At 74.6% G+C, this 20,965-nt stretch carries 21 protein-coding genes; 11 read left to right on the forward strand and 10 right to left on the reverse strand.

What is annotated here, in order from left to right:
* Positions 1-8: 8 nt before the first annotated feature.
* Positions 9-830, forward strand: a complete 822-nt coding sequence (fdhD, locus tag GQS52_RS09710) for a formate dehydrogenase accessory sulfurtransferase FdhD (protein ID WP_182313008.1) — start codon at positions 9-11, stop codon at positions 828-830.
* 59 nt (positions 831-889) lie between these two features.
* Here fdhD and GQS52_RS09715 read toward each other — a convergent pair whose 3' ends face one another.
* The 4 genes from GQS52_RS09715 to GQS52_RS09730 all read right to left on the reverse strand — a co-directional run bounded on the left by GQS52_RS09715 (position 890) and on the right by GQS52_RS09730 (position 5,439).
* Complete coding sequence (locus tag GQS52_RS09715) at positions 890-2,083, reverse strand: sensor domain-containing diguanylate cyclase (RefSeq protein WP_182313009.1); 1,194 nt, start codon at positions 2,081-2,083, stop codon at positions 890-892.
* A 151-nt stretch (positions 2,084-2,234) separates the two neighbouring features.
* On the reverse strand, positions 2,235-3,056 hold the full coding sequence (locus GQS52_RS09720; protein ID WP_182313010.1) for an enoyl-CoA hydratase-related protein: 822 nt from the start codon (positions 3,054-3,056) through the stop codon (positions 2,235-2,237).
* Between the two features lie 136 nt (positions 3,057-3,192).
* Positions 3,193-4,263, reverse strand: a complete 1,071-nt coding sequence (locus tag GQS52_RS09725) for an adenylate/guanylate cyclase domain-containing protein (RefSeq protein ID WP_182316340.1) — start codon at positions 4,261-4,263, stop codon at positions 3,193-3,195.
* Positions 4,264-4,545: 282 nt separating this feature from the next.
* Positions 4,546-5,439, reverse strand: coding sequence for a biotin--[acetyl-CoA-carboxylase] ligase (locus tag GQS52_RS09730; protein ID WP_182313011.1), 894 nt, complete (start codon positions 5,437-5,439; stop codon positions 4,546-4,548).
* 166 nt (positions 5,440-5,605) lie between these two features.
* Between GQS52_RS09730 and GQS52_RS09735 the strand changes: the two genes are divergently transcribed.
* The 4 genes from GQS52_RS09735 to GQS52_RS09745 all read left to right on the forward strand — a co-directional run bounded on the left by GQS52_RS09735 (position 5,606) and on the right by GQS52_RS09745 (position 8,347).
* Entirely contained in the window at positions 5,606-7,186 is a 1,581-nt protein-coding gene (locus tag GQS52_RS09735) for an acyl-CoA carboxylase subunit beta (RefSeq protein WP_182313012.1), read from the forward strand.
* Positions 7,187-7,208: 22 nt separating this feature from the next.
* Positions 7,209-7,415: an acyl-CoA carboxylase epsilon subunit gene (locus tag GQS52_RS09740; RefSeq protein WP_182313013.1), complete on the forward strand. Its 207-nt coding sequence runs from the start codon at positions 7,209-7,211 to the stop codon at positions 7,413-7,415.
* A gap of 125 nt (positions 7,416-7,540) precedes the next feature.
* Complete coding sequence (locus GQS52_RS27635; RefSeq protein WP_259370679.1) at positions 7,541-7,666, forward strand: hypothetical protein; 126 nt, start codon at positions 7,541-7,543, stop codon at positions 7,664-7,666.
* Positions 7,667-7,744: 78 nt separating this feature from the next.
* Complete coding sequence (locus GQS52_RS09745; RefSeq protein WP_182313014.1) at positions 7,745-8,347, forward strand: nucleoside triphosphate pyrophosphatase; 603 nt, start codon at positions 7,745-7,747, stop codon at positions 8,345-8,347.
* 145 nt (positions 8,348-8,492) lie between these two features.
* Here GQS52_RS09745 and GQS52_RS09750 read toward each other — a convergent pair whose 3' ends face one another.
* Both GQS52_RS09750 and GQS52_RS09755 read right to left on the reverse strand, forming a co-directional pair.
* On the reverse strand, positions 8,493-8,672 hold the full coding sequence (locus tag GQS52_RS09750; RefSeq protein WP_182313015.1) for a hypothetical protein: 180 nt from the start codon (positions 8,670-8,672) through the stop codon (positions 8,493-8,495).
* 251 nt (positions 8,673-8,923) lie between these two features.
* Positions 8,924-10,507, reverse strand: coding sequence for an MFS transporter (locus GQS52_RS09755; RefSeq protein WP_182313016.1), 1,584 nt, complete (start codon positions 10,505-10,507; stop codon positions 8,924-8,926).
* A gap of 148 nt (positions 10,508-10,655) precedes the next feature.
* On the opposite strand from GQS52_RS09755, the gene GQS52_RS09760 reads away from it, so the two are divergent.
* Complete coding sequence (locus tag GQS52_RS09760; RefSeq protein ID WP_182313017.1) at positions 10,656-10,988, forward strand: helix-turn-helix domain-containing protein; 333 nt, start codon at positions 10,656-10,658, stop codon at positions 10,986-10,988.
* Here the strand turns inward: GQS52_RS09760 and GQS52_RS09765 are convergent.
* Positions 10,951-11,469, reverse strand: a complete 519-nt coding sequence (locus GQS52_RS09765) for a hypothetical protein (RefSeq protein ID WP_182313018.1) — start codon at positions 11,467-11,469, stop codon at positions 10,951-10,953. The two genes, GQS52_RS09760 and GQS52_RS09765, sit on opposite strands and share 38 nt — an antisense overlap.
* Before the next feature lie 417 nt (positions 11,470-11,886).
* Here GQS52_RS09765 and GQS52_RS09770 point away from each other — a divergent pair, with 417 nt between their 5' ends.
* On the forward strand, positions 11,887-13,656 hold the full coding sequence (locus tag GQS52_RS09770) for a biotin carboxylase N-terminal domain-containing protein (RefSeq protein WP_182313019.1): 1,770 nt from the start codon (positions 11,887-11,889) through the stop codon (positions 13,654-13,656).
* Positions 13,657-13,772: 116 nt separating this feature from the next.
* Here GQS52_RS09770 and GQS52_RS09775 read toward each other — a convergent pair whose 3' ends face one another.
* Both GQS52_RS09775 and GQS52_RS09780 read right to left on the reverse strand, forming a co-directional pair.
* Entirely contained in the window at positions 13,773-14,687 is a 915-nt protein-coding gene (locus GQS52_RS09775; protein ID WP_182313020.1) for a DeoR/GlpR family DNA-binding transcription regulator, read from the reverse strand.
* A gap of 116 nt (positions 14,688-14,803) precedes the next feature.
* Positions 14,804-16,252: an NAD(P)H-quinone dehydrogenase gene (locus GQS52_RS09780; protein ID WP_182313021.1), complete on the reverse strand. Its 1,449-nt coding sequence runs from the start codon at positions 16,250-16,252 to the stop codon at positions 14,804-14,806.
* A gap of 107 nt (positions 16,253-16,359) precedes the next feature.
* On the opposite strand from GQS52_RS09780, the gene GQS52_RS09785 reads away from it, so the two are divergent.
* From GQS52_RS09785 to GQS52_RS09800, 4 genes are all read left to right on the forward strand, one after another.
* Positions 16,360-16,797 (forward strand): gamma-glutamylcyclotransferase, encoded by a 438-nt coding sequence (locus tag GQS52_RS09785; RefSeq protein WP_182313022.1) that lies wholly within the window; start codon positions 16,360-16,362, stop codon positions 16,795-16,797.
* A 104-nt stretch (positions 16,798-16,901) separates the two neighbouring features.
* A complete protein-coding gene (locus tag GQS52_RS09790) occupies positions 16,902-17,720 on the forward strand; it encodes a purine-nucleoside phosphorylase (protein ID WP_182316341.1) in 819 nt (272 codons plus the stop codon).
* Between the two features lie 103 nt (positions 17,721-17,823).
* Positions 17,824-19,506: a phospho-sugar mutase gene (locus GQS52_RS09795; protein WP_182313023.1), complete on the forward strand. Its 1,683-nt coding sequence runs from the start codon at positions 17,824-17,826 to the stop codon at positions 19,504-19,506.
* 223 nt (positions 19,507-19,729) lie between these two features.
* Positions 19,730-20,050 carry a MazG-like family protein gene (locus tag GQS52_RS09800; protein WP_182313024.1) on the forward strand — a complete coding sequence of 107 codons (321 nt, stop codon included), beginning with the start codon at positions 19,730-19,732 and terminating at the stop codon, positions 20,048-20,050.
* 223 nt (positions 20,051-20,273) lie between these two features.
* On the opposite strand, the gene GQS52_RS09805 is transcribed toward GQS52_RS09800, so the two are convergent.
* On the reverse strand, positions 20,274-20,933 hold the full coding sequence (locus GQS52_RS09805) for a PH domain-containing protein (RefSeq protein WP_182313025.1): 660 nt from the start codon (positions 20,931-20,933) through the stop codon (positions 20,274-20,276).
* Positions 20,934-20,965 lie beyond the last annotated feature (32 nt).

A 20,965-nucleotide genomic window follows, 5' to 3' on the forward strand; every position in this document is an offset into this window, starting at 1 on the left:
CTCGATCCATGGCACGGAGCACGATCCGCCGCAAGGTACTCCGGCTCGACGGCGACCGGAGCACGGGCCGCCCCGACTCGCTCGCGGCGGAGGAGCCGCTGGAGATCCGGATCGGCGGCACCCCCCTGACCGTCACCATGCGCACCCCGGGCCACGACTTCGACCTGATGGCCGGGTTCCTCGTCGGCGAGGGCGTGATCACCCGGCCCGACCAGCTGCGCTCGATGCGCTACTGCGCCGGCGCCGGCCCCGACGGCGCGAACACCTACAACGTGCTGGACGCGGTCCTGGCCCCCGGCACCTCCGCGCCCCTGACCGCCAACCGCTCGATGCTCACCACCAGCGGCTGCGGCATCTGCGGCAAGGACAGCATCGAGGCCGTGCGGCTGAAGAGCCCGTTCCCGGTCGGGGAGGACCCGGTGCGCCTGACCCCCGAGGTCCTCTACGGGCTGCCCGACGCACTGCGCGCCGCGCAGCGGGCGTTCGACAGCACCGGCGGCCTGCACGCCGCGGGGCTGTTCACCGCCGACGGCCGGCTGCTGTGCGCCCGCGAGGACGTGGGCCGGCACAACGCCGTCGACAAGGTGGTCGGCCAGTCGCTGCGCGAGGGACTGCTGCCCCTGTCCGGCCGCGTCCTGATGGTCAGCGGCCGGGCCTCGTTCGAGCTGACGCAGAAGGCGGCGATGGCCGGCGTGCCGGTGCTGGCCGCGGTCTCCGCCCCCTCCTCCCTGGCCGTGGAGCTGGCCGAGGAGGTCGGCCTGACGCTCGTCGGCTTCCTGCGCGGCCGCACCGCCAACGTCTACACCCACCCCCACCGCGTCGCGGTCTGACCCGCAGGGCGGCGCGGGACGGGGGCCGGGCCCGGGGGCCGGGAGGGGCCGGCCGGGGCTCAGGGCGCGGGCTCCCGCCCGCCGCGGTCCTGCCCGCCGCGGTCCTGCCCGCCGCGGTGCAGTGCTCCGCGGAAGCGGCGGCGCTCGTCCGACTTCGGCGGCGCGGCCTCCACCAGTTCGATCACCGGGTCCGGGTCGCCGCCGCGGCCGGCGACGACCGGGTGCCGGGAGCGCGCCGCCTTCGCCCGGTACTGGGCCGCGTCCGCCAGGCGGAACAGCCTGCGGGCGGAGGTCACCTCGCCGATCGGGTCACCGGTGGAGGCGACCCCGCAGGCCACGCCCTCCCCGTGCTCCAGTTCGTCCGCGCGCCGGCACAGCTCCTCCGCCACCCGGACCACCTCGTCCGCCTCCGGGCCCGCGGCCAGCAGGCAGAACTCGTCCCCGCCGAGCCGGGCCGCCAGCGTGCCCGGCAGCATCGCCCCGCACAGCGACAGGACCGAGCCGAATCGTTCCAGCAGCCGGTCGCCGACGTCGTGGCCCAGGGTGTCGTTGACCCCCTTGAGCCCGTTGAGGTCGCAGACCACCAGGCTGACCACCGTGCCCCGGGCACGGTGGTGCTCCAGCGCCTCGTCCATACGGGCGTCGACCGCCCGGCGGTTGGCCAGACCGGTCAGCGGATCGGTGAACGCCAGCTGCCGGACCTCCTCCAGCCGGTCCGTCTGGGCGATCCCCGCCGCGATCACCGCGGCCAGCACGGTCGCGAAGTCCGCGTCCGCCCGGTCGAAGACCGGACGGCCGGGCATCCGGGCCAGGTACAGCTCCCCCCAGGCCCGCCCGCGCAGCACTATCGGGGCGACGACGCAGCAGGCGCGGCCGCGCCTGCGCAGCGCGGCGACCCGCTGGTGACGGTAGGTCCCCTGCTCCTCCGGGCCGTCGGCGGTCTCCACCCAGGCGTGCGGCTCCCCTCCGGAGGCCCAGCGCTCGTGCAGGAAGCCGACGATCTCGGGGAAGTCGTGGACGGGGTACCCCTCGTCCTTCGGCAGGGCCTCCTCGCCCGGTGCCAGCAGGCCGTCGTTGACCAGCACCTTCAGCCGCCCGGACGCCCGCTCCCACTCGGAGATCGCGGCGAACTCCGCACCCATGGCCGCCCTGGCGCCGGCCGCGGCGGCGCGGATCACGTCGCAGGGGCCCTGCGCGGCCGCCATGGCCTGCGCGAGCTTCACCACGGCCCGCAGCCCCGCGTCCTCGCCCACTGGCCGTCCCGTCTCCCGATCACCGCTCCCACGCCGCGCAGGAGTCCCAGAATAGAGGCTTTCACTCCTTTCATCCCGCGCGGGGAGGCCGGGCGGACGCCCGCGGGAAGGCCGCACGGGCCGGGGGGTCATCTCCCCGGACGCCCGCGGCTCACTCCCCCGGCCACTCGGGGGTGCGCTTGTCGTTGAAGGCCGCGACGCCCTCGTGGCGGTCGCCGGAGAAGGCGACCGTGCGCCAGGCGGCGTCCTCGACCTCCAGCCCGGAGCGCAGGTCCATGCCGTGCCCCAGCCGCAGGGCCCGCTTGGCCGCCCGCAGCCCGACCGGGGAGTTGACGGCGATGCGGTGGGCCAGCGCCAGGGCCTCGGCGCGGTCCTGGCCCTCGGCGGCCAGGAAGTCGACCATGCCGAGCTCCAGTGCCTCGCCCGCGGGCACCCGGCGCGCGGTGAAGACGAGCTCGGCGGCGCGCGCCGCGCCGACCCTGCGCGGCAGCAGCTGGGTCCCGCCGCCGCCGGGGATCACCCCGACGGAGACCTCGGGCAGCCCGACCACGGCGGTCGGGTCGGCGACGATCAGGTCGCACGAGAGCGCCAGCTCGTACCCGCCGCCCAGGGCGAAGCCGTGCACGGCGGCGACCGTGGGCATCGGCAGCTCGAGCACCCCGGTGTAGGCGGCCCGGGCGTGGGGGCGCTGGCGGGCCAGCTCGGCGTCGGACCAGCCGTTGCGCTCCCTCAGGTCGGCACCCACGCAGAACGCCCGCTCGTGGGAGGAGGTCAGCACCACGACACGGGCGGTGCGGTCGGCCGCCAGGGCCGCGGTGGCCTCGGCGACGGAGGCGGCCATCGCGGTGGAGACGGCGTTCATCGCCTTGGGGCGGTCCAGCACCAGCTCGACCACGTGCCCGTGCCGGCGCACCGCCACGTACTCCCCGTACCGCTGCTCCTCGTGCGTGCCGCCCTGCTGCGTGCTGTCCATGGCTCCCGGCCCTCCCGGTGTCGGCGCCCGCCCGCGGTGCTCCGCGGGCGTTCCGCGGGCCATGATCGCCTCCGGGGCGCCCCGCCTCAACCCCCGCCCGCGGACGCGGGCCGGCCGCACCCGCCCGGGCGGCCGGTCAACCCGCGGCGGAGGGCCGCCGCGTGAGCTGCCAGGGCTCGACCACTCCGAGGCCGCGGACGGGGCGGCGCCACATCGGCTGGAGGGCGAAGCGGTAGGCGGAGGCACCGCCCTCCTTCTCCTCCTCCGCGGCCTCGACCTCCGACAGCGGCGCGTCGCCGTCCCGGGCCAGCGCCCCGGCCATCTCGCCGTCGACGAGCACGGCGTCCTTGGGGGCTATGGAGGTCAGCCGGCTGGCCAGGTTGACGGTGGTGCCGAAGACGTCGCCCATCCGGGTGGTGACGGTGCCGAAGGCGATGCCGACGCGGAGGGCCGGCATGGTCTCGTCGTGCCGCATCGACTCGATCAGCCGCAGGCCGATCTCCGCCGCGGTGCCGGCCTCGCTCGCGACGTAGAGCACCTCGTCGCCGAGGGTCTTGATCAGCCGGCCGCCGTGCGCGACGACCAGGTCGGCCGCGGTGGTCTCGAACGCCTCCACCAGCTCGCCGAGCTCCGACTCCTCCAGCCGCTTGGACAGCCGGGTGAAGCCCACGAGGTCGGCGAACCCGACCGCCATGCGGCGGTGGACGCTCTCCTCGTCGTCGGCGGACTGCATCACCCGGCCGGTGGCGGCGGCGAGCTGGCGGCGCCAGACGTAGATCAGGAACTCCTCCAGGTCGGGCAGGAGGAGCTCGATCAGCGGATAGGTGACCTCGCTGCGGCTCAGCCCGGCCTCCGGGGCCTCGGTCAGCCCCTCCAGGAAGGAGTCGATCTGCCACTCGGCGAGGCGGGCGGTGGTCTGCCCCGTGGAGCGGGCGACCTGGACGGCCATAGGCTCGCTCAGCAGCCCGGCCTCGACCAGGCCGGACAGGCGGCGCAGGGCGATGACGTCCGCGTCGGTGAGGGCCTTGGCCTGGCCGATGTCGGCGAAGCCCATGGCGCGCCAGAAGCGGGCGGCCAGCTCCATGGGGACGCCGGCGGTGCGCGCGGCCTGGAACGGGGTGTACTGGCGCTCGGCGCCGAGGATCAGCTGCTCCAGCCGGATCGCGAGCGGGTCCTCGTCGGTCTCCCCGCCGCCGACGGCCTCCACGGCCGCGTCCGCGCCGGCTCTCCCGGCGGTGCCGGCGGGCCCGAAGCCCGGTTCCCGGTCGTCGCGCCCGTGCTCGCCGGACCCGTCCCCGCGGACGGCGGCCCCGCCGTCCGCCGCGGTCCCGCCGTCCTCGGCGGCCGTCCGGCGCGGGTCGGCTCCCGTGCCCTCCACGCTCACCGCCCGCCCCCTGTACCTGGCCTGTGCACTGCCCTTCCGCCCGTCAGGTCCGTCGTGCCGGTCTGCACCCGTCGGCCCCCCACGATACGGCAGATGTGCTCCAGCTCACTCCGCGCTCGGCGTGCCGCGGACGCCGTTGCCGCCGGACGGCCGGACGTGCACGACGTCGCCGGCGCCGACCGGCCGCAGGCCGTCCCCGGTGGCCACGACCAGGCGGCCGGTGTCGTCGATCGCGACGGCCTCGCCCTCGAGCGACTCCCCGCCGGGGAGTTCGGCGCGCACGGTGCGGCCCAGGGTCGCGCAGCCGGCCGTGTAAGCCTCGTGCAGGCGGGACGCGCCGGGGTCGGCGCCCACCTCGCGCCACCGCCCGTACCAGTCGGCGATCGAGCGCAGCACGGCGCGCAGCAGCGGGTCGCGGTCGGTCTCCGCGGCGCCGGCCAGTTCCAGCGAGCCGGCCGTGGGGACGGGCAGCTCGTCGGCGCCGAGGGTGACGTTGAGCCCGATGCCGACGATCAGGGCGCCCTCGCAGCGCTCGGCGAGGATGCCGCCGGCCTTGCGCTCCTCGCCGTCGACGGTGACCAGGATGTCGTTGGGCCACTTGAGTGCGGTGTCGACGCCTGCGGTGCGGGCCAGGGCGCTCGCCGTGGCGACGCCGACCAGCAGCGGCAGCCAGCCCCAGCGGGCCACCGGCACGGCGTCGCCGGGGCGCAGCAGCACGGAGAAGAAGAGCCCGGAGCGGGCCGGGGCGCTCCAGCGCCGGTCGAGCCGGCCGCGCCCGGCGGACTGCTCCTCGGCCACCAGCACGGCGCCCTCGGGCGCGCCGGAGCGGGCCCGCGCGCCCAGATCGCTGTTGGTGGAACCCGTGACATCCACCACATCGAGGCTGGTCCACAACGACCCCGGGACGACCAGCGCACGGCGCAGCGCGGCGGCGTTCAACGGCGGTCTGCGCAGGTCGGACCAGCGTGAGGGGCCCGTACCGGGCTGCTGCGGGGTCATGCGACCAGCCTATGCCGCCGTAGGCGGAACCCGACAAAGACGTGCCGACGGCACTGTGTCCAACGCCGCACGGCCGCCCTGCACCTGCGCGGATACGCTACGAAGCGGCGCACAGCGCCATCGGTATGGTCCGTACAAGAGCAACCAGAGCAGGAGAACCGCTTCGATGGCCGAGTCGGAGATCGACATCCACACCACCGCGGGCAAGCTCGCGGACCTGCGACGGCGCATCGAGGAGGCGACCCACGCCGGCTCGGCGCGTGCGGTGGAGAAGCAGCACGCCAAGGGCAAGCTGACCGCCCGCGAGCGGATCGACCTGCTGCTGGACGAGGGCTCCTTCGTCGAGCTGGACGAGTTCGCGCGCCACCGCTCCACCAACTTCGGGCTGGAGAAGAACCGCCCCTACGGCGACGGCGTCGTCACCGGCTACGGCACGGTCGACGGCCGCCCGGTGGCCGTCTTCTCGCAGGACTTCACCGTCTTCGGCGGCGCCCTCGGCGAGGTCTTCGGGCAGAAGATCGTCAAGGTGATGGACTTCGCGCTGAAGAACGGCTGCCCGGTCATCGGGATCAACGACTCCGGCGGCGCCCGCATCCAGGAGGGCGTCAGCGCGCTGGGCATGTACGGCGAGATCTTCCGCCGCAACACCCACGCCTCCGGCGTGATCCCGCAGATCTCCCTGATCGTCGGCCCCTGCGCGGGCGGCGCGGTCTACTCCCCCGCGATCACCGACTTCACGGTGATGGTCGACCAGACCTCGCACATGTTCATCACCGGCCCGGACGTCATCAAGACGGTCACCGGCGAGGACGTGGGCTTCGAGGAGCTGGGCGGCGCCCGCACCCACAACTCGACCTCCGGCGTCGCGCACCACATGGCGGGCGACGAGAAGGACGCCATCGAGTACGTCAAGGCGCTGCTGTCGTACCTGCCGAGCAACAACCTCGAGGAGCCCCCGGCCTTCCCCGAGGAGGCCGGCACCGAGGTCACGGACGAGGACCTGGAGCTGGACACGATCGTCCCGGACTCGGCGAACCAGCCGTACGACATGGTCAAGGTCATCGAGAGCGTCCTCGACGACGGCGAGTTCCTGGAGACCCAGGCCCTGTTCGCGCCGAACATCGTCACCGGCTTCGGCCGGGTCGAGGGCCGCCCGGTCGGCATCGTGGCCAACCAGCCGATGCAGTTCGCCGGCACCCTGGACATCGACGCCTCCGAGAAGGCCGCGCGCTTCGTCCGCACCTGCGACAGCTTCAACGTCCCCGTGCTGACCTTCGTGGACGTGCCCGGCTTCCTGCCCGGCACCGACCAGGAGTACGGCGGCATCATCCGCCGCGGCGCCAAGCTGATCTACGCCTACGCCGAGGCCACCGTCCCGCTGATCACCGTGATCACCCGCAAGGCGTTCGGCGGCGCGTACGACGTCATGGGCTCCAAGCACTTGGGCGCCGACCTGAACCTGGCCTGGCCGACCGCGCAGATCGCGGTCATGGGCGCCCAGGGCGCGGTGAACATCCTGCACCGCCGCGCGCTGGCCGAGTCCGACGCCCCCGACGAGCTGCGGCAGCAGCTGATCGCCGAGTACGAGGACGCCCTCCTCAACCCCTACGTGGCGGCCGAGCGCGGCTACGTTGACGCGGTGATCATGCCGTCCGAGACCCGCAGCCACCTCGTGAAGGCGCTGCGCGTTCTGCGGAACAAGCGCGAGAGCCTCCCGCCGAAGAAGCACGGCAACATCCCCCTGTAAGCCCCGTTAAGGAGAAGCTCCGGTGATCAACGTCGTCAGGGGCAATCCCGCCCCGGAGGAGCTGGCCGCGGTCGTGGCCGTCGTGCACGCCCGTGCCGCCGCGGCCGCCGCGGCCGGCGGGGAGGGGAAGGGGCCGGTCTCGGAGTGGGCCGACCCGGCCCGCACGATCCCGCGCCGCCTGCCCCACCCGGGCCCGAAGGCCTGGCGTTCCTCCTTCTGGCCGCAGTAGGCGGCCTCCCGCCCGCGCGGCCCCGGCACCCGGGGCCGCGCGGGCGTTCCGCGTTCCGTGACGGCTTCGGCGCCTGAGTACGCGTACTCAGGCGCCGGAGCCGTCACCGGACGCACCCTGGAAGGATGCTGTGGTCCGACCCTTCCCAGGAGCCGCCCGAGGAGATGCGGCAGGTCCAGGCGATGCTGCGCAGGGCGGGCGTCGTGCTGGCCGTGGCCGTCTTCGTGGTCATGGTGCTCCTGGGGCTGTAGTCCCCGCCCCGCCTCTCCGTCCCCCATGGATCACGCCGGTTCCCGCCCGGCGGTTCCCCACCCCCTACGCTGGTCCGCATGAGTGACAAGCGCGCCCTCGTCCTGGCCTCCGCCTCCCCCGCCCGGCTCGGCCTGCTGCGGCAGGCGGGGATGGACCCGAAGGTGATCGTCAGCGGTGTCGACGAGGACGCGCTGTCCGCGCCGACCCCCGCGGAGCTGGCCCTGGTGCTGGCCGAGGCCAAGGCGCACGCCGTGGCGGGACTGCCCGAGGCCGCGGGCGCGCTGGTCGTCGGCTGCGACTCCGTGCTGGAGCTGGACGGGCGGGCGCTGGGCAAGCCGTCCGACGCCGAGGAGGCCGTGGTCCGCTGGAAGTCGATGCGCGGCCGCTCCGGTGTGCTGCGCACCGGGCACTGCGTGGTCGACACCGCGAGCGGCCTGCGGGTGTCCGAGACGGCCTCCACCACGGTCCGCTTCGGCACCCCCGACGACGAGGAGATCGCCGCCTACGTCGCCTCGGGCGAGCCCCTGTACGTGGCCGGGGCGTTCACCCTGGACGGGCGTTCCGCGCCGTTCGTGGAGGGCGTCGACGGCGACCCCGGGAACGTCATCGGGCTCTCGCTGCCCCTGCTGCGCCGGCTGCTGGCCGGCCTCGGCGTGCGCATCACCGACCTGTGGGCCTGAGACCTGCCCCGCTCGACCACAGTCCCGCGCAGCCTGGACACCGCGCCGCCGTGTGCGAGGTGTTCCTGACCGACTCCGCCCGGACCTCCGAGCGGGAGGTCCTCGTGGCGGCCCGGCTTCCGCGCGTGCACAGCCACTACAGCGGTCACACGGCCACCCCGGCGTCGAACGGCTGCGCCCCGTCGTGGACGAGGTGATCGACCGGCGCTTCTCGGCCCTGCGGCGCCAGAACCGGCCCGCCAACCCCCGGCACCCGCAGTTCGGCCGTGGACGGACTGCGCTCCACGACGACGGTCCGTACGCGCCGTGCAGGCCGAGTTCGCATGCGGGCAGCATCCCCACGGGGCCACCGCCGTCGACGGCGACGGCGACGGCGACGGCGAAGTGCTGGACGGGGGCGGGCACACGGGCTCCTCGTGGTCGGCCGGGGTCACCGGGACCGGAACCGGGGAGTGCGGAACCGGGGACGGCGCGGCGGGCTGTCGGGGTGGCGGGCGTCGGACTGTCGAGGCGTCGGGCCGTCGGGGTGTCGGGCGTCGGACTGTCGAGGCGTCGGGCCGTCGGGGTGTCGGGGCGTCAGGCGGAGGGCTGCCGGGCGGGGCGGCCGCGCAGCAGGGCCACGACGAGCAGGCCGAGCAGCAGGCAGACGCCGGCCAGGGTCCACAGGACGGTGTGGAACGCTCCGTCGTAGGCGGTGACGAGGAATTCGGTGAGGCCGGCCCGGTCGGCCGCCCCGGCCGCCTCCACCGCGCCGGACAGGTCGCCGGCGGCCAGGTCGCCGGCGACGGCGGGCGTGCGGTCCGCTCCGGCGAAGTCCCCGATGCCGTCCCGGACCCTGCCGGTGACCGCGGTGGCCAGCAGTGCGCCGTAGACGGCGACGGCGACGGCCTCGCTGCCCAGGCGCAGGGTGTTGAGGAAGCCGGCCGCCATGCCGGCCCTGGCGTCGTCGACGAGTTCGAGGGCCTGGCCGTCGACGAGTCCGGCGGACAGGCCCATGCCGGCTCCGGTGACGAGCATGGGCAGGGCCACCACGGCGACGACGGGGTCCGGGCCGAAGAGGGTGAGGCCGACGTCGCCGGCGACGAGGCAGACGAGGCTGACGCGGATGAGGGTGAGCGGTGCGACGCCGCGGCCGACGAGCTCGGCGGCGAGCATCGGGCAGACCAGCACAGGGAGGGTCAGGAGCACCATGGTGGCGCCGGCCGCGCTGCTGCCGAACCCGGCGACGGCGGTGAGGTAGCTGGGCAGGTAGGTCAGCATCGTCACGAAGCCGAAGGAGGCCGCGACGGGGACCATGCACAGGGCGAGGAAGCGGCGGTCGCCCAGCAGGCCCAGGTCGAGCAGGGGGTACTCGGTGCGCTTCTCCACCAGGACGAAGACGGCGAGGGCGGCGGCGGAACCCGCGAAGAGCCCGAGCACTCCCGGGGAGGCCCAGCCCCACTGCGAACCCTGGACGATGGCGGTGGTCAGCAGCATCGTCGCGACGACGAAGACGACGCTGCCGGGCACGTCGAGGCGGGCGCCCTCGCGGCGGACGCGCGGGAAGCCCTTGGCGACGGCGGGCAGTGCGGCCGGCACCAGGCCCAGGGCCAGGGCGTGGAGGCCGAACACCCAGCGCCAGCCGAGGTTCTCGACGAACAGGCCGGAGAGGCTGGGGCCGACCGCGACCCCGACGCCGGCGACGGTGCCGAAGAGGGCGAAGGCGCGGGTGCGCTCGGGCCCGGCGAAGACGGTGGCGAGGATGGCGCTGCCGCAGGCGAAGATCGCGGCTCCGCCGACTCCGGCGAGGGCGCGGGCGACGTCCAGCAGCACCACGTTCCCCGCGAGGGCGCCGGCCAGGGAGGCGACGGTGTAGACCGCGGCGCCCAGGGCGAAGGCGCGGAGGCGGCCGATGATGTCGGCGACCGAGCCCCACACCAGCGTTGAGCAGGCGAAGGCGACGTTGAAGGCGTTGACGACCCACTGGAGGGGGACGAGGCCGGCGTGGGTGTCGCTGCCGATGTCGGGCAGCGCGACGGCCGTCCCGGAGATCGAGGTGGGGACGACGAAGACGGCGAGCAGGACGGCGGCCAGGGTGAGGGCCCGCCGGGGGACGGGCCCGGTGTCCGGGACGCCTTCGGCGGCGTCCTGTGCCGCGGGGGCATCGGTGTGCGTGGTCATGGAGGTCTCTCCGGCGCTCGGCCCGTCCCGCGACGGGCTAGGTACGGCAAGGATCGAACCTCATCGTGGCACGCGGCGAAGGTACGATGCAAGCAGAACCCCTGGGGCGCGCGCCCCGCGCGACGCCCGAGCCGGAAGGAGTCGGACGGTGCCCGACGAAGAAGGCCACCCCTCACGCGAGGAGATGGACCTGCGGTGCGTGATGAACGCGCTCGCCGACCCGCTGCGCTACCAGGTCGTCTCGGCGCTGGTGAAGGACGCGGAGGACAAGGAGCGGCACTGCAGCTCCTTCGGCCTGCCGGTGTCGAAGTCGACCCGCACGCACCACTTCAGGATCCTGCGCCAGGCCGGGCTGATCCGGCAGGTCGACCGCGGGAACAGCCGCATGGCGCACCTGCGGCGCGCCGACCTCGACGCCCGCTTCCCCGGACTGCTGGACCTGATCAGGCAGAACCCTGCGGCGCTTCCAGGTTCGGACTGAGCGGACCGGTGCCGGGCACGGCCCCGTCGGGCGACCCGTCGCCGCCGCCCCGCCCACTGTCGTCCCGCTCGCCGTCGCCCCGCTCGGCGTCGCCCCGCTCGCCCAGGACCACCAGACTGAGCACCTGCGCGCACAGCAGGAGCATCATCACACCGAAGGCCGCCCAGCCGACCAGCGCGGCCCCGGCCGCGCCCACCACGGCGGTCACCACGGCCGCGGAGATCAGCAGGACGCGGCCGAAGCGCCCGGGGGCGCGGTCGCGCACCGCCGCGACCACCAGCACCAGGGCGCAGGAGAGGAAGTACAGCGCGGTCAGCACCGCGCCGGCCCACGCACCCTTCGAGGCGGCCGCGGGGTCCATGCCGGCCAGCGACATCTGCTGGTAGTCGACCATGACCCCCATCACGTAGTTGACCAGGGCGAACCCGGCCGCCTCCGCGACGAGCAGAGCCGCCGTCACCGCGAGCACCGTCCTGCGCATCCCGCTGCCACCTCTGCCGTCGAGCCGTAGTTACCGCCGGTATCCGGTCAGCACGAAGGCTACTAACGGGTAACCGGGGGGACAAGGGGCGTGCACCGCATCCGCGCCCCTCCGCAGCTCCCGTCGCACCCCCGCCGCAGCTCCCGTCGCAGCTCCCGGCAAAGTTTCCCGGTGCCCTTCGTAGGAAGCCCACAAAAAATCCCTCTGCCGCACCTCCACCTCCCACCGAGATCCAGCCCACACCCGGAGCGTCCCACCACCGGGCGAAACGCGGCGTACCTTGGGATTTTCCAAGGACTCCAAGCGCGTTCGAGGGCTCCGCCCCACCCTCCGTGTGGGCAAGCTCACCACGGGGGGCACCTCGGCACGAGGTGTCGGCTGTACCTAAAATCGCCTTGGTTCAAGAAGGGAGCCATCGTGCGCAAGGTGCTCATCGCCAACCGCGGAGAGATCGCAGTCCGTGTCGCCCGTGCCTGCCGTGACGCCGGTATCGCGAGCGTAGCCGTCTACGCCGAACCGGACCGGGACGCCCTGCACGTCCGCGCGGCCGACGAGGCCTTCGCCCTGGGCGGCGACACCCCGGCCACCAGCTACCTGGACATGGCCAAGGTCCTCAAGGCCGCGGCCGACTCCGGTGCGGACGCCGTCCACCCCGGCTACGGATTCCTGTCCGAGAACGCCGAGTTCGCGCAGGCGGTCATGGACGCCGGGCTGACCTGGATCGGCCCGCCGCCGCAGGCCATCCGCGACCTGGGCGACAAGGTCGCCGCCCGCCACATCGCGCAGCGCGCCGGCGCCCCGCTGGTCGCCGGCACCCCCGACCCGGTCTCCGGCGCGGACGAGGTCGTCGCCTTCGCGAAGGAGCACGGCCTGCCGATCGCCATCAAGGCCGCCTTCGGCGGCGGCGGCCGCGGCCTGAAGGTCGCCCGCACGCTGGAGGAGGTCCCCGAGCTGTACGACTCCGCCGTGCGCGAGGCGGTCGCCGCCTTCGGCCGCGGCGAGTGCTTCGTCGAGCGCTACCTGGACCGTCCCCGGCACGTGGAGACCCAGTGCCTGGCCGACACCCACGGCAACGTGGTCGTCGTCTCCACCCGCGACTGCTCGCTGCAGCGCCGCCACCAGAAGCTCGTCGAGGAGGCCCCCGCGCCGTTCCTGACCGCCGAGCAGAACGCCGAGCTGTACCGGGCGTCGAAGGCCATCCTCAAGGAGGCCGGCTACGTCGGCGCCGGCACCTGCGAGTTCCTGGTCGGCCAGGACGGCACGATCTCCTTCCTGGAGGTCAACACCCGCCTGCAGGTCGAGCACCCGGTGACCGAGGAGGTCACCGGCATCGACCTGGTCCGCGAGATGTTCCGCATCGCCGACGGCGAGGCCCTCGGCTACGACGACCCGGTGCTGCGCGGCCACTCCTTCGAGTTCCGCATCAACGGCGAGGACCCGGGCCGCAACTTCCTGCCCGCCCCCGGCACCGTGACGAAGTTCGCCCCGCCGGCCGGCCCGGGCGTGCGCCTGGACGCGGGCGTGGAGACCGGCTCGGTCATCGGCCCGGCCTGGGACTCCCTGCTGGCCAAGCTGATCGTCACCGGCGCCACCCGGCAGCAGGCCCTGCAGCGCGCCGCCCGCGCGCTGGCCGAGTTCGAGGTCGAGGGCATGGCCACCGCCATCCCCTTCCACCGCGCCGTGGTGACCGACCCGGCCTTCGCCCCCGAGACGACCGGCTCCGAGGAGCCGTTCACCGTCCACACCCGGTGGATCGAGACCGAGTTCGCCAACGAGATCGCCCCCTTCACCGCCCCCGGCGGCGAGGAGGCCGAGGCCGAGGAGCGCACCAGCGTCGTCGTCGAGGTCGGCGGCAAGCGCCTGGAGGTCTCCCTCCCCGCCTCGCTGGGCGTCACCGCGGCGGCCGGCGCGGGCGCCGGCAAGAAGGCCCCCAAGCGGAGGGCCGGGAAGAAGGCCGGCGCCGCCGCCTCCGGCGACACCCTCGCCTCCCCGATGCAGGGCACCATCGTCAAGGTCGCCGTCGAGGAGGGCCAGGAGGTCAAGGAGGGCGACCTGGTCGTCGTCCTGGAGGCCATGAAGATGGAGCAGCCGATCAACGCGCACCGCTCCGGCACCGTCAAGGGCCTGACCGCCGAGGTCGGCGGCTCGGTCACCTCCGGCGCCGCGATCTGCGAGATCAAGGACTGAGGCACGCACCGCCGCAGCGGGCGGGGCCCGGTCGGCCGCCCGGCGTTCGCGCCGGACGGTCCGGCGGGGCCCCGCCCGCTGCCGTTGTGCTGCCGCGGGTGCCCTGTCGGGCCCGCTCAGCGGCCCCGGGGGCCCAGGCCCGCGGCCCGGCCGCCGTCGGGCAGCGCGGGGCCGCGCCCCGTCGCGCCGCGGGTGCGGCGCTGTCCCGGCATCGGCACGTCGCGCCGGCGCTGGTCCGCCTCCGACGCCTGCGTGGGGACGACGCTGACCTGCACGCCCCGGTCGGCGAGCGCCTGCAGCTCGGGCAGGGTCCGTTCGTCCGCCGCGGGCGGCTCGTCGGTCACCAGGTGGGTGATCATGTCCGTGGGCACGGTCTGGAACATGGTGTCCGTGCCCAGCTTGCTGTGGTCCGCCAGGACGACCACCTCCCCCGCCGACTGCACCAGCGCGCGGTCCACGCTCGCCGAGAGCATGTTGGACGTGGACAGCCCCCGCTCCGCGGTCAGCCCGCTGCCGGACAGGAACGCCCTGGAGACCCGCAGGCCCTGCAGCGACTGCTCCGCGCCGCTGCCGACCAGCGCGTAGTCCGAGCCGCGCAGGGTGCCGCCGGTCATCACGACCTCGACCCGGTTCGCGTGCGCCAGCGCCTGGGCGACGAGCAGGGAGTTGGTCACCACCGTCAGCCCGGGGACCCGGGCCAGCCGGCGGGCCAGCTCCTGCGTGGTGGTGCCGGCGCCGAGGACGACCGCCTCGCCCTCCTGCACCATGGCCGCCGCGGCGTCGGCGATCGCGGTCTTCTCGGCGGTCGCCAGGTGCGACTTCTGGGGGAAGCCGGACTCCCTGGTGAAACCGCCCGGGAGGACCGCGCCGCCGTGCCGGCGGTCCAGCAGGCCTTCGGCCTCCAGCGCCCGCACGTCGCGCCGTACGGTCACTTCTGAGGTCTGGACGACTCGGGCCAGCTCACGGAGCGACACCGCTCCGTTCGCACGCACCATTTCGAGGATCAGCTGGCGACGTTCTGCTGCGAACACAGCACCGACAGTAACGCCACCGACCGACTTGTTTCAGCAGTTTGCACCTAATAACGGAAGTTGTTCGTGTCGGTCCGCCCGGAATGCTATGGGACGGGACCGGCCCAGGGACGAGGTCAGCCCTGCCCCTGCATCTTGCGGGTGTGCAGCTGGCGGGCCACCTCGGCGAGCGAGCCGGACAGCGACGGGTAGACCGTGAAGGTGTTGGCGACCTGGTCCACCGTCAGGTTGTTGTCCACCGCGAGGGAGATGGGGTGGATCAGCTCGCTGGCGCGGGGGGAAACCACCACGCCGCCGACCACGATGCCCGTCCCCGGGCGGCAGAACAGCTTCACGAAGCCGTCGCGGATGCCCTGCATCTTGGCCCGCGGGTTGCGCAGCAGCGGCAGCTTGACGACCCGCGCGTCGATGCGGCCGGAGTCCACGTCCGCCTGGGTGTAGCCGACGGTGGCGATCTCCGGGTCGGTGAAGACGTTGGAGGAGACCGTCTTGAGGTTCAGCGGGGCGACCGCGTCGCCGAGGAAGTGGTACATGGCGATACGGCCCTGCATGGCGGCGACCGAGGCGAGGGCGAAGACGCCGGTGCAGTCGCCGGCCGCGTAGACGCCCGGGGCGGTGGTGCGCGAGACCCGGTCGGTCAGGACGTGGCCGGAGTCCCGCAGCTTCACCCCGGCCTCCTCCAGGCCGATCCCGCGGGTGTTCGGGACGGCGCCGACCGCCATCAGGCAGTGGCTGCCGCGCAGCACCCGGCCGTCGGCCAGGGCGACCTCGACGCCGTCGCCGACCCGCTTGGCCGACTGGGCCCGGGAGCGGGCCACGACGTTCATCCCGCGGCGGCGGAAGACGTCCTCCAGGACAGTCGCGGCGTCCGGGTCCTCGCCGGGGAGCACGCGGTCGCGGCTGGAGACCAGGGTGACCTTCGAGCCCAGGGCCTGGTAGGCGCCGGCGAACTCGGCGCCGGTGACGCCGGAGCCGACCACGATCAGCTCCTCGGGGAGCTCCTCGAGGTCGTAGACCTGGGTCCAGTTCAGGATCCGCTCGCCGTCGGGGAGGGCGTCGGGGATCTCGCGCGGGTGCGCGCCGGTGGCGATCAGCACGGCGTCGGCGGTCAGCGTCTCGGAGGAGCCGTCGACGGCCTCGACGACCACCGTGCGGGAGCCGTCGGGGGCCTGGTTCGGCTCCAGGCGGCCCCTGCCGCGCACGACGCGGGCGCCGGCGCGGGTGACGGAGGCGGCGATGTCGTGCGACTGGGCGAGGGCGAGCCGCTTGACCCGGCGGTTGACCTTGCCCAGGTCCACCCCGACCACGCGGGCGGGCCGTTCCAGGGGCGGGGTGTCGTCGGCGACGATGATGCCCAGCTCCTCGTAGGAGGAGCCGAAGGTGGTCATCACCTCCGCCGTGGCGATCAGGGTCTTGGAGGGGACGCAGTCGGTGAGCACCGAGGCCCCGCCCAGCCCGTCGCGGTCGACGACGGTCACCTCCCCCCCGAGCTGCGCGGCCACCAGAGCCGCCTCGTACCCGCCAGGTCCGCCACCGATGATCACGATCCGAGTCACGTACCCCATTGTCCCGCACGCGCCAAGCGATCACCGGACCGCCCCCCGACCGCCTCGGCCGAACGAGTGCGAAACGATTGATCCGCCGTTGGACTTCCTCCCGTACCCTTCTGACCATGTCGCTCTTCGCCGCGTACGCCGGCACCCTCGACGCGCGGCTGATGGCGCGCCGCGCACCCCACTCACCGCTGCGCAGCACGGGCTGGCTCAACGGCTGGCGGCTCACCTTCGGCGGTGAGCACATGGGCTGGGAGGGGGCGCTGGCCACCATCGTCGAGGACCCCCTCCACCAGGTCTTCGTCTGCCTGTACGACATCGCGGACATGGACGAGGAGGCCATGGACCGCTGGGAGGGCGTCCCGCTGGGCATCTACCGGCGGGCCCTGGTGCGGGTGCACACCCTGGAGGGCGACGCAGCGGCCTGGGCGTACGTGCTCAACGACTACGAGGGCGGCCTGCCGTCGGCCCGCTACCTGGGCGAGATCGCCGACGCAGCGGAGTCCGCCGGCGCCCCGCACGACTACGTGATGGAACTGCGCAAGCGCCCCTGCTGACCCGCCCGCCGCCGACCGCCCGCCACGGCGCCGGGAAGAGGCAGGACCTGTTCCGCCACCTCTTCTACGCGCGTAGGCAAAGACCGGATACCCTCATGGGCGTGATGAACGCTTCCCCCTCGGAGCTGGGCTCCGACCCCTACGCCGCAGCGGACACCGCCGCCGCCACTCTCCGTGCCCTGACCGGCGCCGAGTCGCACGACGTCGCGCTCGTCATGGGCTCCGGATGGGTTCCCGCCGCCGACGCGCTGGGCGAGCCCGACGCCGAGTTCCCGGTCACCGAACTGCCCGGGTTCGCCCCGCCGGCCGTCGCCGGCCACGCGGGGAAGGTCCGCTCGGTGCGGATCGGGGACCGGCGAGCCCTGGTCTTCCTCGGCCGCACCCACCTGTACGAGGGCCACGGCGTCGGCTCCGTGGTCCACGGCGTGCGCACCGCCGTCGCGGCCGGCTGCAGGACCGTCGTGCTGACCAACGGCTGCGGCGGGCTACGCGCGTCATTCCGCCCCGGCCAGCCGGTCCTGATCAGCGACCACATCAACCTCACGGCGACCTCCCCCATCGTCGGCGCCAACTTCGTCGACCTGACCGACCTGTACTCGCCGCGGCTGCGGAAGCTGTGCAAGGAGGTGGACGACTCCCTGGAGGAGGGCGTCTACGTCCAGCTCCCCGGGCCGCACTACGAGACCCCGGCCGAGATCGGCATGGTCCGGGCCATCGGCGGGGACCTGGTCGGCATGTCCACCACCCTGGAGGCCATCGCCGCCCGCGAGGCCGGCGCCGAGGTGCTGGGCCTGTCGCTGGTCACCAACCTCGCCGCGGGCATGACCGGCGAGCCGCTCAACCACGAGGAGGTGCTCCAGGCCGGCCGCGACTCCGCGACCCGGATGGGCGCCCTGCTCGCCCGGGTGCTCGGCCGGATCTGAGCCCGGCGGCAGGCGGGAACGGCGGGCGGGGACGGCCGGCCGGCACGACGGCGGGCGCGGTGGCCGGCCGACGACACGGAAACACACCCATCAGGAGTCGCACGTGGGAAACGACCTGGTACAGCGGGCGCAGGACTGGCTCATCGAGGACCCGGACCCGCAGACCCGCGAGGAGCTGCGGGGGCTGCTCGACGCCGTCGCCGCCGGTGACGGGCCGGCCCGGGCCGACCTGGCGGACCGCTTCTCGGGCACCCTGCAGTTCGGCACCGCGGGCCTGCGCGGCGAGCTCGGCGCCGGACCGAACCGGATGAACCGCGCCGTGGTGGTCCGGGCGGCCGCCGGCCTGGCCGGCTGGCTGCGCGCGCAGGGCCAAGGCGACGGGCTGGTCGTCGTCGGGTACGACGCCCGCCACATGTCGGAGGAGTTCGCCCGCGACACCGCGGCCGTGGTGACCGGGGCGGGCCTGCGGGCCGCGCTGCTGCCCCGGCCGCTGCCCACCCCCGTCCTGGCGTTCGCCGTCCGGCACCTGGGCGCGGCCGCCGGGGTGATGGTCACCGCCAGCCACAACCCGCCGCGGGACAACGGCTACAAGGTCTACCTGGGCGACGGCGCGCAGATCGTGCCGCCGGCCGACTCCGGCATCGCGGAGCGCATCGCCGCGGTCGGCCCCCTGGCGGAGGTCCCGCGCCCCGCCTCCGGCTGGCAGGTCCTCGACGACGGCATCGTCGACGCCTACCTGGAGCGCGTGACCGGCGTGGTCGCGGACGGCTCCCCCCGCGAGCTGTCCGTGGTCTACACGCCGCTGCACGGCGTGGGCCGGGAGGTGCTGGAGCGGGCGTTCGCCCGGGCCGGCTTCCCCGCGCCCGCCGTCGTCGCCGAGCAGGCCGACCCCGACCCGGACTTCCCCACCGTCGCCTTCCCCAACCCGGAGGAACCGGGGGCGATGGACCTGGCGTTCGCGCACGCCCGCGCCGCCGGCCCGGACATCGTGATCGCCAACGACCCCGACGCGGACCGCTGCGCGGTCGCCGTGCCGGACGCGCGCGCCGGGGGCGGCTGGCGGATGCTGCGGGGCGACGAGGTCGGCGCCCTGATCGCCGCCCACCTGGTGGCCGGCGGGGCCTCGGGCACCCTCGCCACGACGATCGTCTCCTCCTCGCTGCTGTCGCGGATCGCGCGGGCCGCGGGCCTGGGCTACGCCGAGACGCTGACCGGGTTCAAGTGGATCTCCCGCGCCGAGGGCCTGCGGTACGGCTACGAGGAGGCCCTGGGGTACTGCGTCGACCCGGAAGGGGTGCGCGACAAGGACGGCATCAGCGCCGCGCTCGTCGTCGCCGAGCTGGCCGCCGCCCTCAGGGCGGACGGCCGCACCCTGACCGACCTGCTGGACCGGATCGCCGTGGAGCACGGCCTGCACGCCACCGACCAGCTGTCGGTGCGGGTGGAGGACCTGTCGGTGATCGCCGGCGCCATGGCCCGGCTGCGCGAGCACCCGCCGACGGAGCTGGCCGGACTGCCCGTCTCCTCCGCCGAGGACCTGAGCGCGGGCACCGCGGACCTGCCGCCCACCGACGGCCTGCGGTACCGGCTCTCGGGCGGCCCGGCGTCGGGCGTGGAGGCGGCCAGGGTCGTGGTGCGCCCCAGCGGCACCGAGCCGAAGCTCAAGTGCTACCTGGAGGCCGTCGTGCCGGTGGCCTCGGCGGACGCCCTGGACGACGCCCGCCGCCGGGCCGGCGAGGTGCTCGCCGCCCTCAAGCGCGACCTCGCCGCCGCAGCCGGCATCTGACGGCCGCGGCTGCGGCCCGGCGGGGCAGGCAAGCCGTGGCGGCAAACCGTAGAGAAAAACGGGCAGAACGGACAGATTTTCTACGCTTTGCCGCCTCGGTCGACTCTGCCGCTCAACGCATCACCCCTTCGGGGGCGGCTGTCCGGATCGCCTCCGCGCTGCCGGCCCGGCACGGTAGCGTCCCCGTCCGACCACGCACCGCCCACCGCACGGAGCAGCGCACATGCACGACGAGGCCTGGGACACCGTCGACCGCCTGGTGGAGTGGCTGGACGCCGAGAGCCCCGTCTCCCCGGAGGTGGCACGGCTGCTGCGGGTACTGAAGATCACCGAGGAGGCCGGGGAGGTCGCCGAGGCCGTGCACGGCGCCTTCGGCTCCAACCCGCGCAAGGGCGCCAGCCACACCTGGGAGGACGTGCAGAACGAGCTGTGCGACGTCATCCTCACCGGCATGGTCGCCCTGGCCACGATCGCCCCGGACGCCCGGGAGGTCTTCGCCGGGCGGCTGGAGCACGTCGCCGGCCGGTCCTTGCCCTCCGCCTGACCGTTCCTTGAGGGCAGGGACGGCAGGGCCTCCTCCTCTTCCTCCGGGAGAGCGTGATCGTGCGCCGTCGGCGACCGGGCTCCGGAAGGGGGCGGGTCACACACCCGGGGGAACGGGCCGGGGGAACGGGCCGGGGGAACGGTACGGGAGGCCGCGCGGTTGCGGGAACCCGCCCGCGTCCCTCCCGTCGCCGCTCCGGACGGCCCGGTCCGGTCGCTCCGGCTCAGCCGGCCGCCCACAGGACGGCCAGGGCCACCGCTCCCGCGACCGCCGGGACGACGATCTCCCAGGCCCAGCGCACCTGCGGCTTCCCCTGCGCCTCCGGCCGCCGGGCGTTGCGCTCCACCAGCTCCCGCAGGTCGTCGACCGCCTGGTCGGACCAGGCGCGCGCCGGTGCCGCCGACTGCGGGCCCCGGCCGCCGGAGGGGCCGCCGGCCGCCGTCCGGGGCTCGTTGCGCGCGGGACGGGTCCCCTCCGCCGCCGCCCGGGCCTCGGCGCGCGCGGCCCTCTTGCGCTGGCGCAGCGAGACGGGCAGGGCCCACAGCTGGTACTTGCGCCCGTCCGCGAAGATCTCGTGGGAGTAGCCGGAGCGCAGGCCCTCCACGGCGGCCCACGGCAGCACGACCGTCCGGAACGGGTTGCGCACCACCAGCCGGTCGGCGCCGGCGACGACGGCGGGCCGCAGGGTGAAGGCGGTCACGAGGGGCGCCGCCAGCGCCAGACCGGCCAGGGCGATCCACCGCACCCGCCCCTCACCGTTGACGACCGCGTCCGTCACCACCCACAGGCCCAGGGCGAGCATCAGGACGCCGGCGACCAGGCCGGCCGTCGATCGGTAGGTCCTGTCGGCGTGGTGCGGTCCGGAGTCCTCGGGGGTCGTCATGCGACAGATTGTGCACGACGACCCCCGGGCAC

Origin of the sequence: Streptomyces sp. SCUT-3, from assembly GCF_014083985.1 — a bacterium.
In the GTDB taxonomy this organism is placed as follows: domain Bacteria; phylum Actinomycetota; class Actinomycetes; order Streptomycetales; family Streptomycetaceae; genus Streptomyces_H; species Streptomyces_H thermolineatus.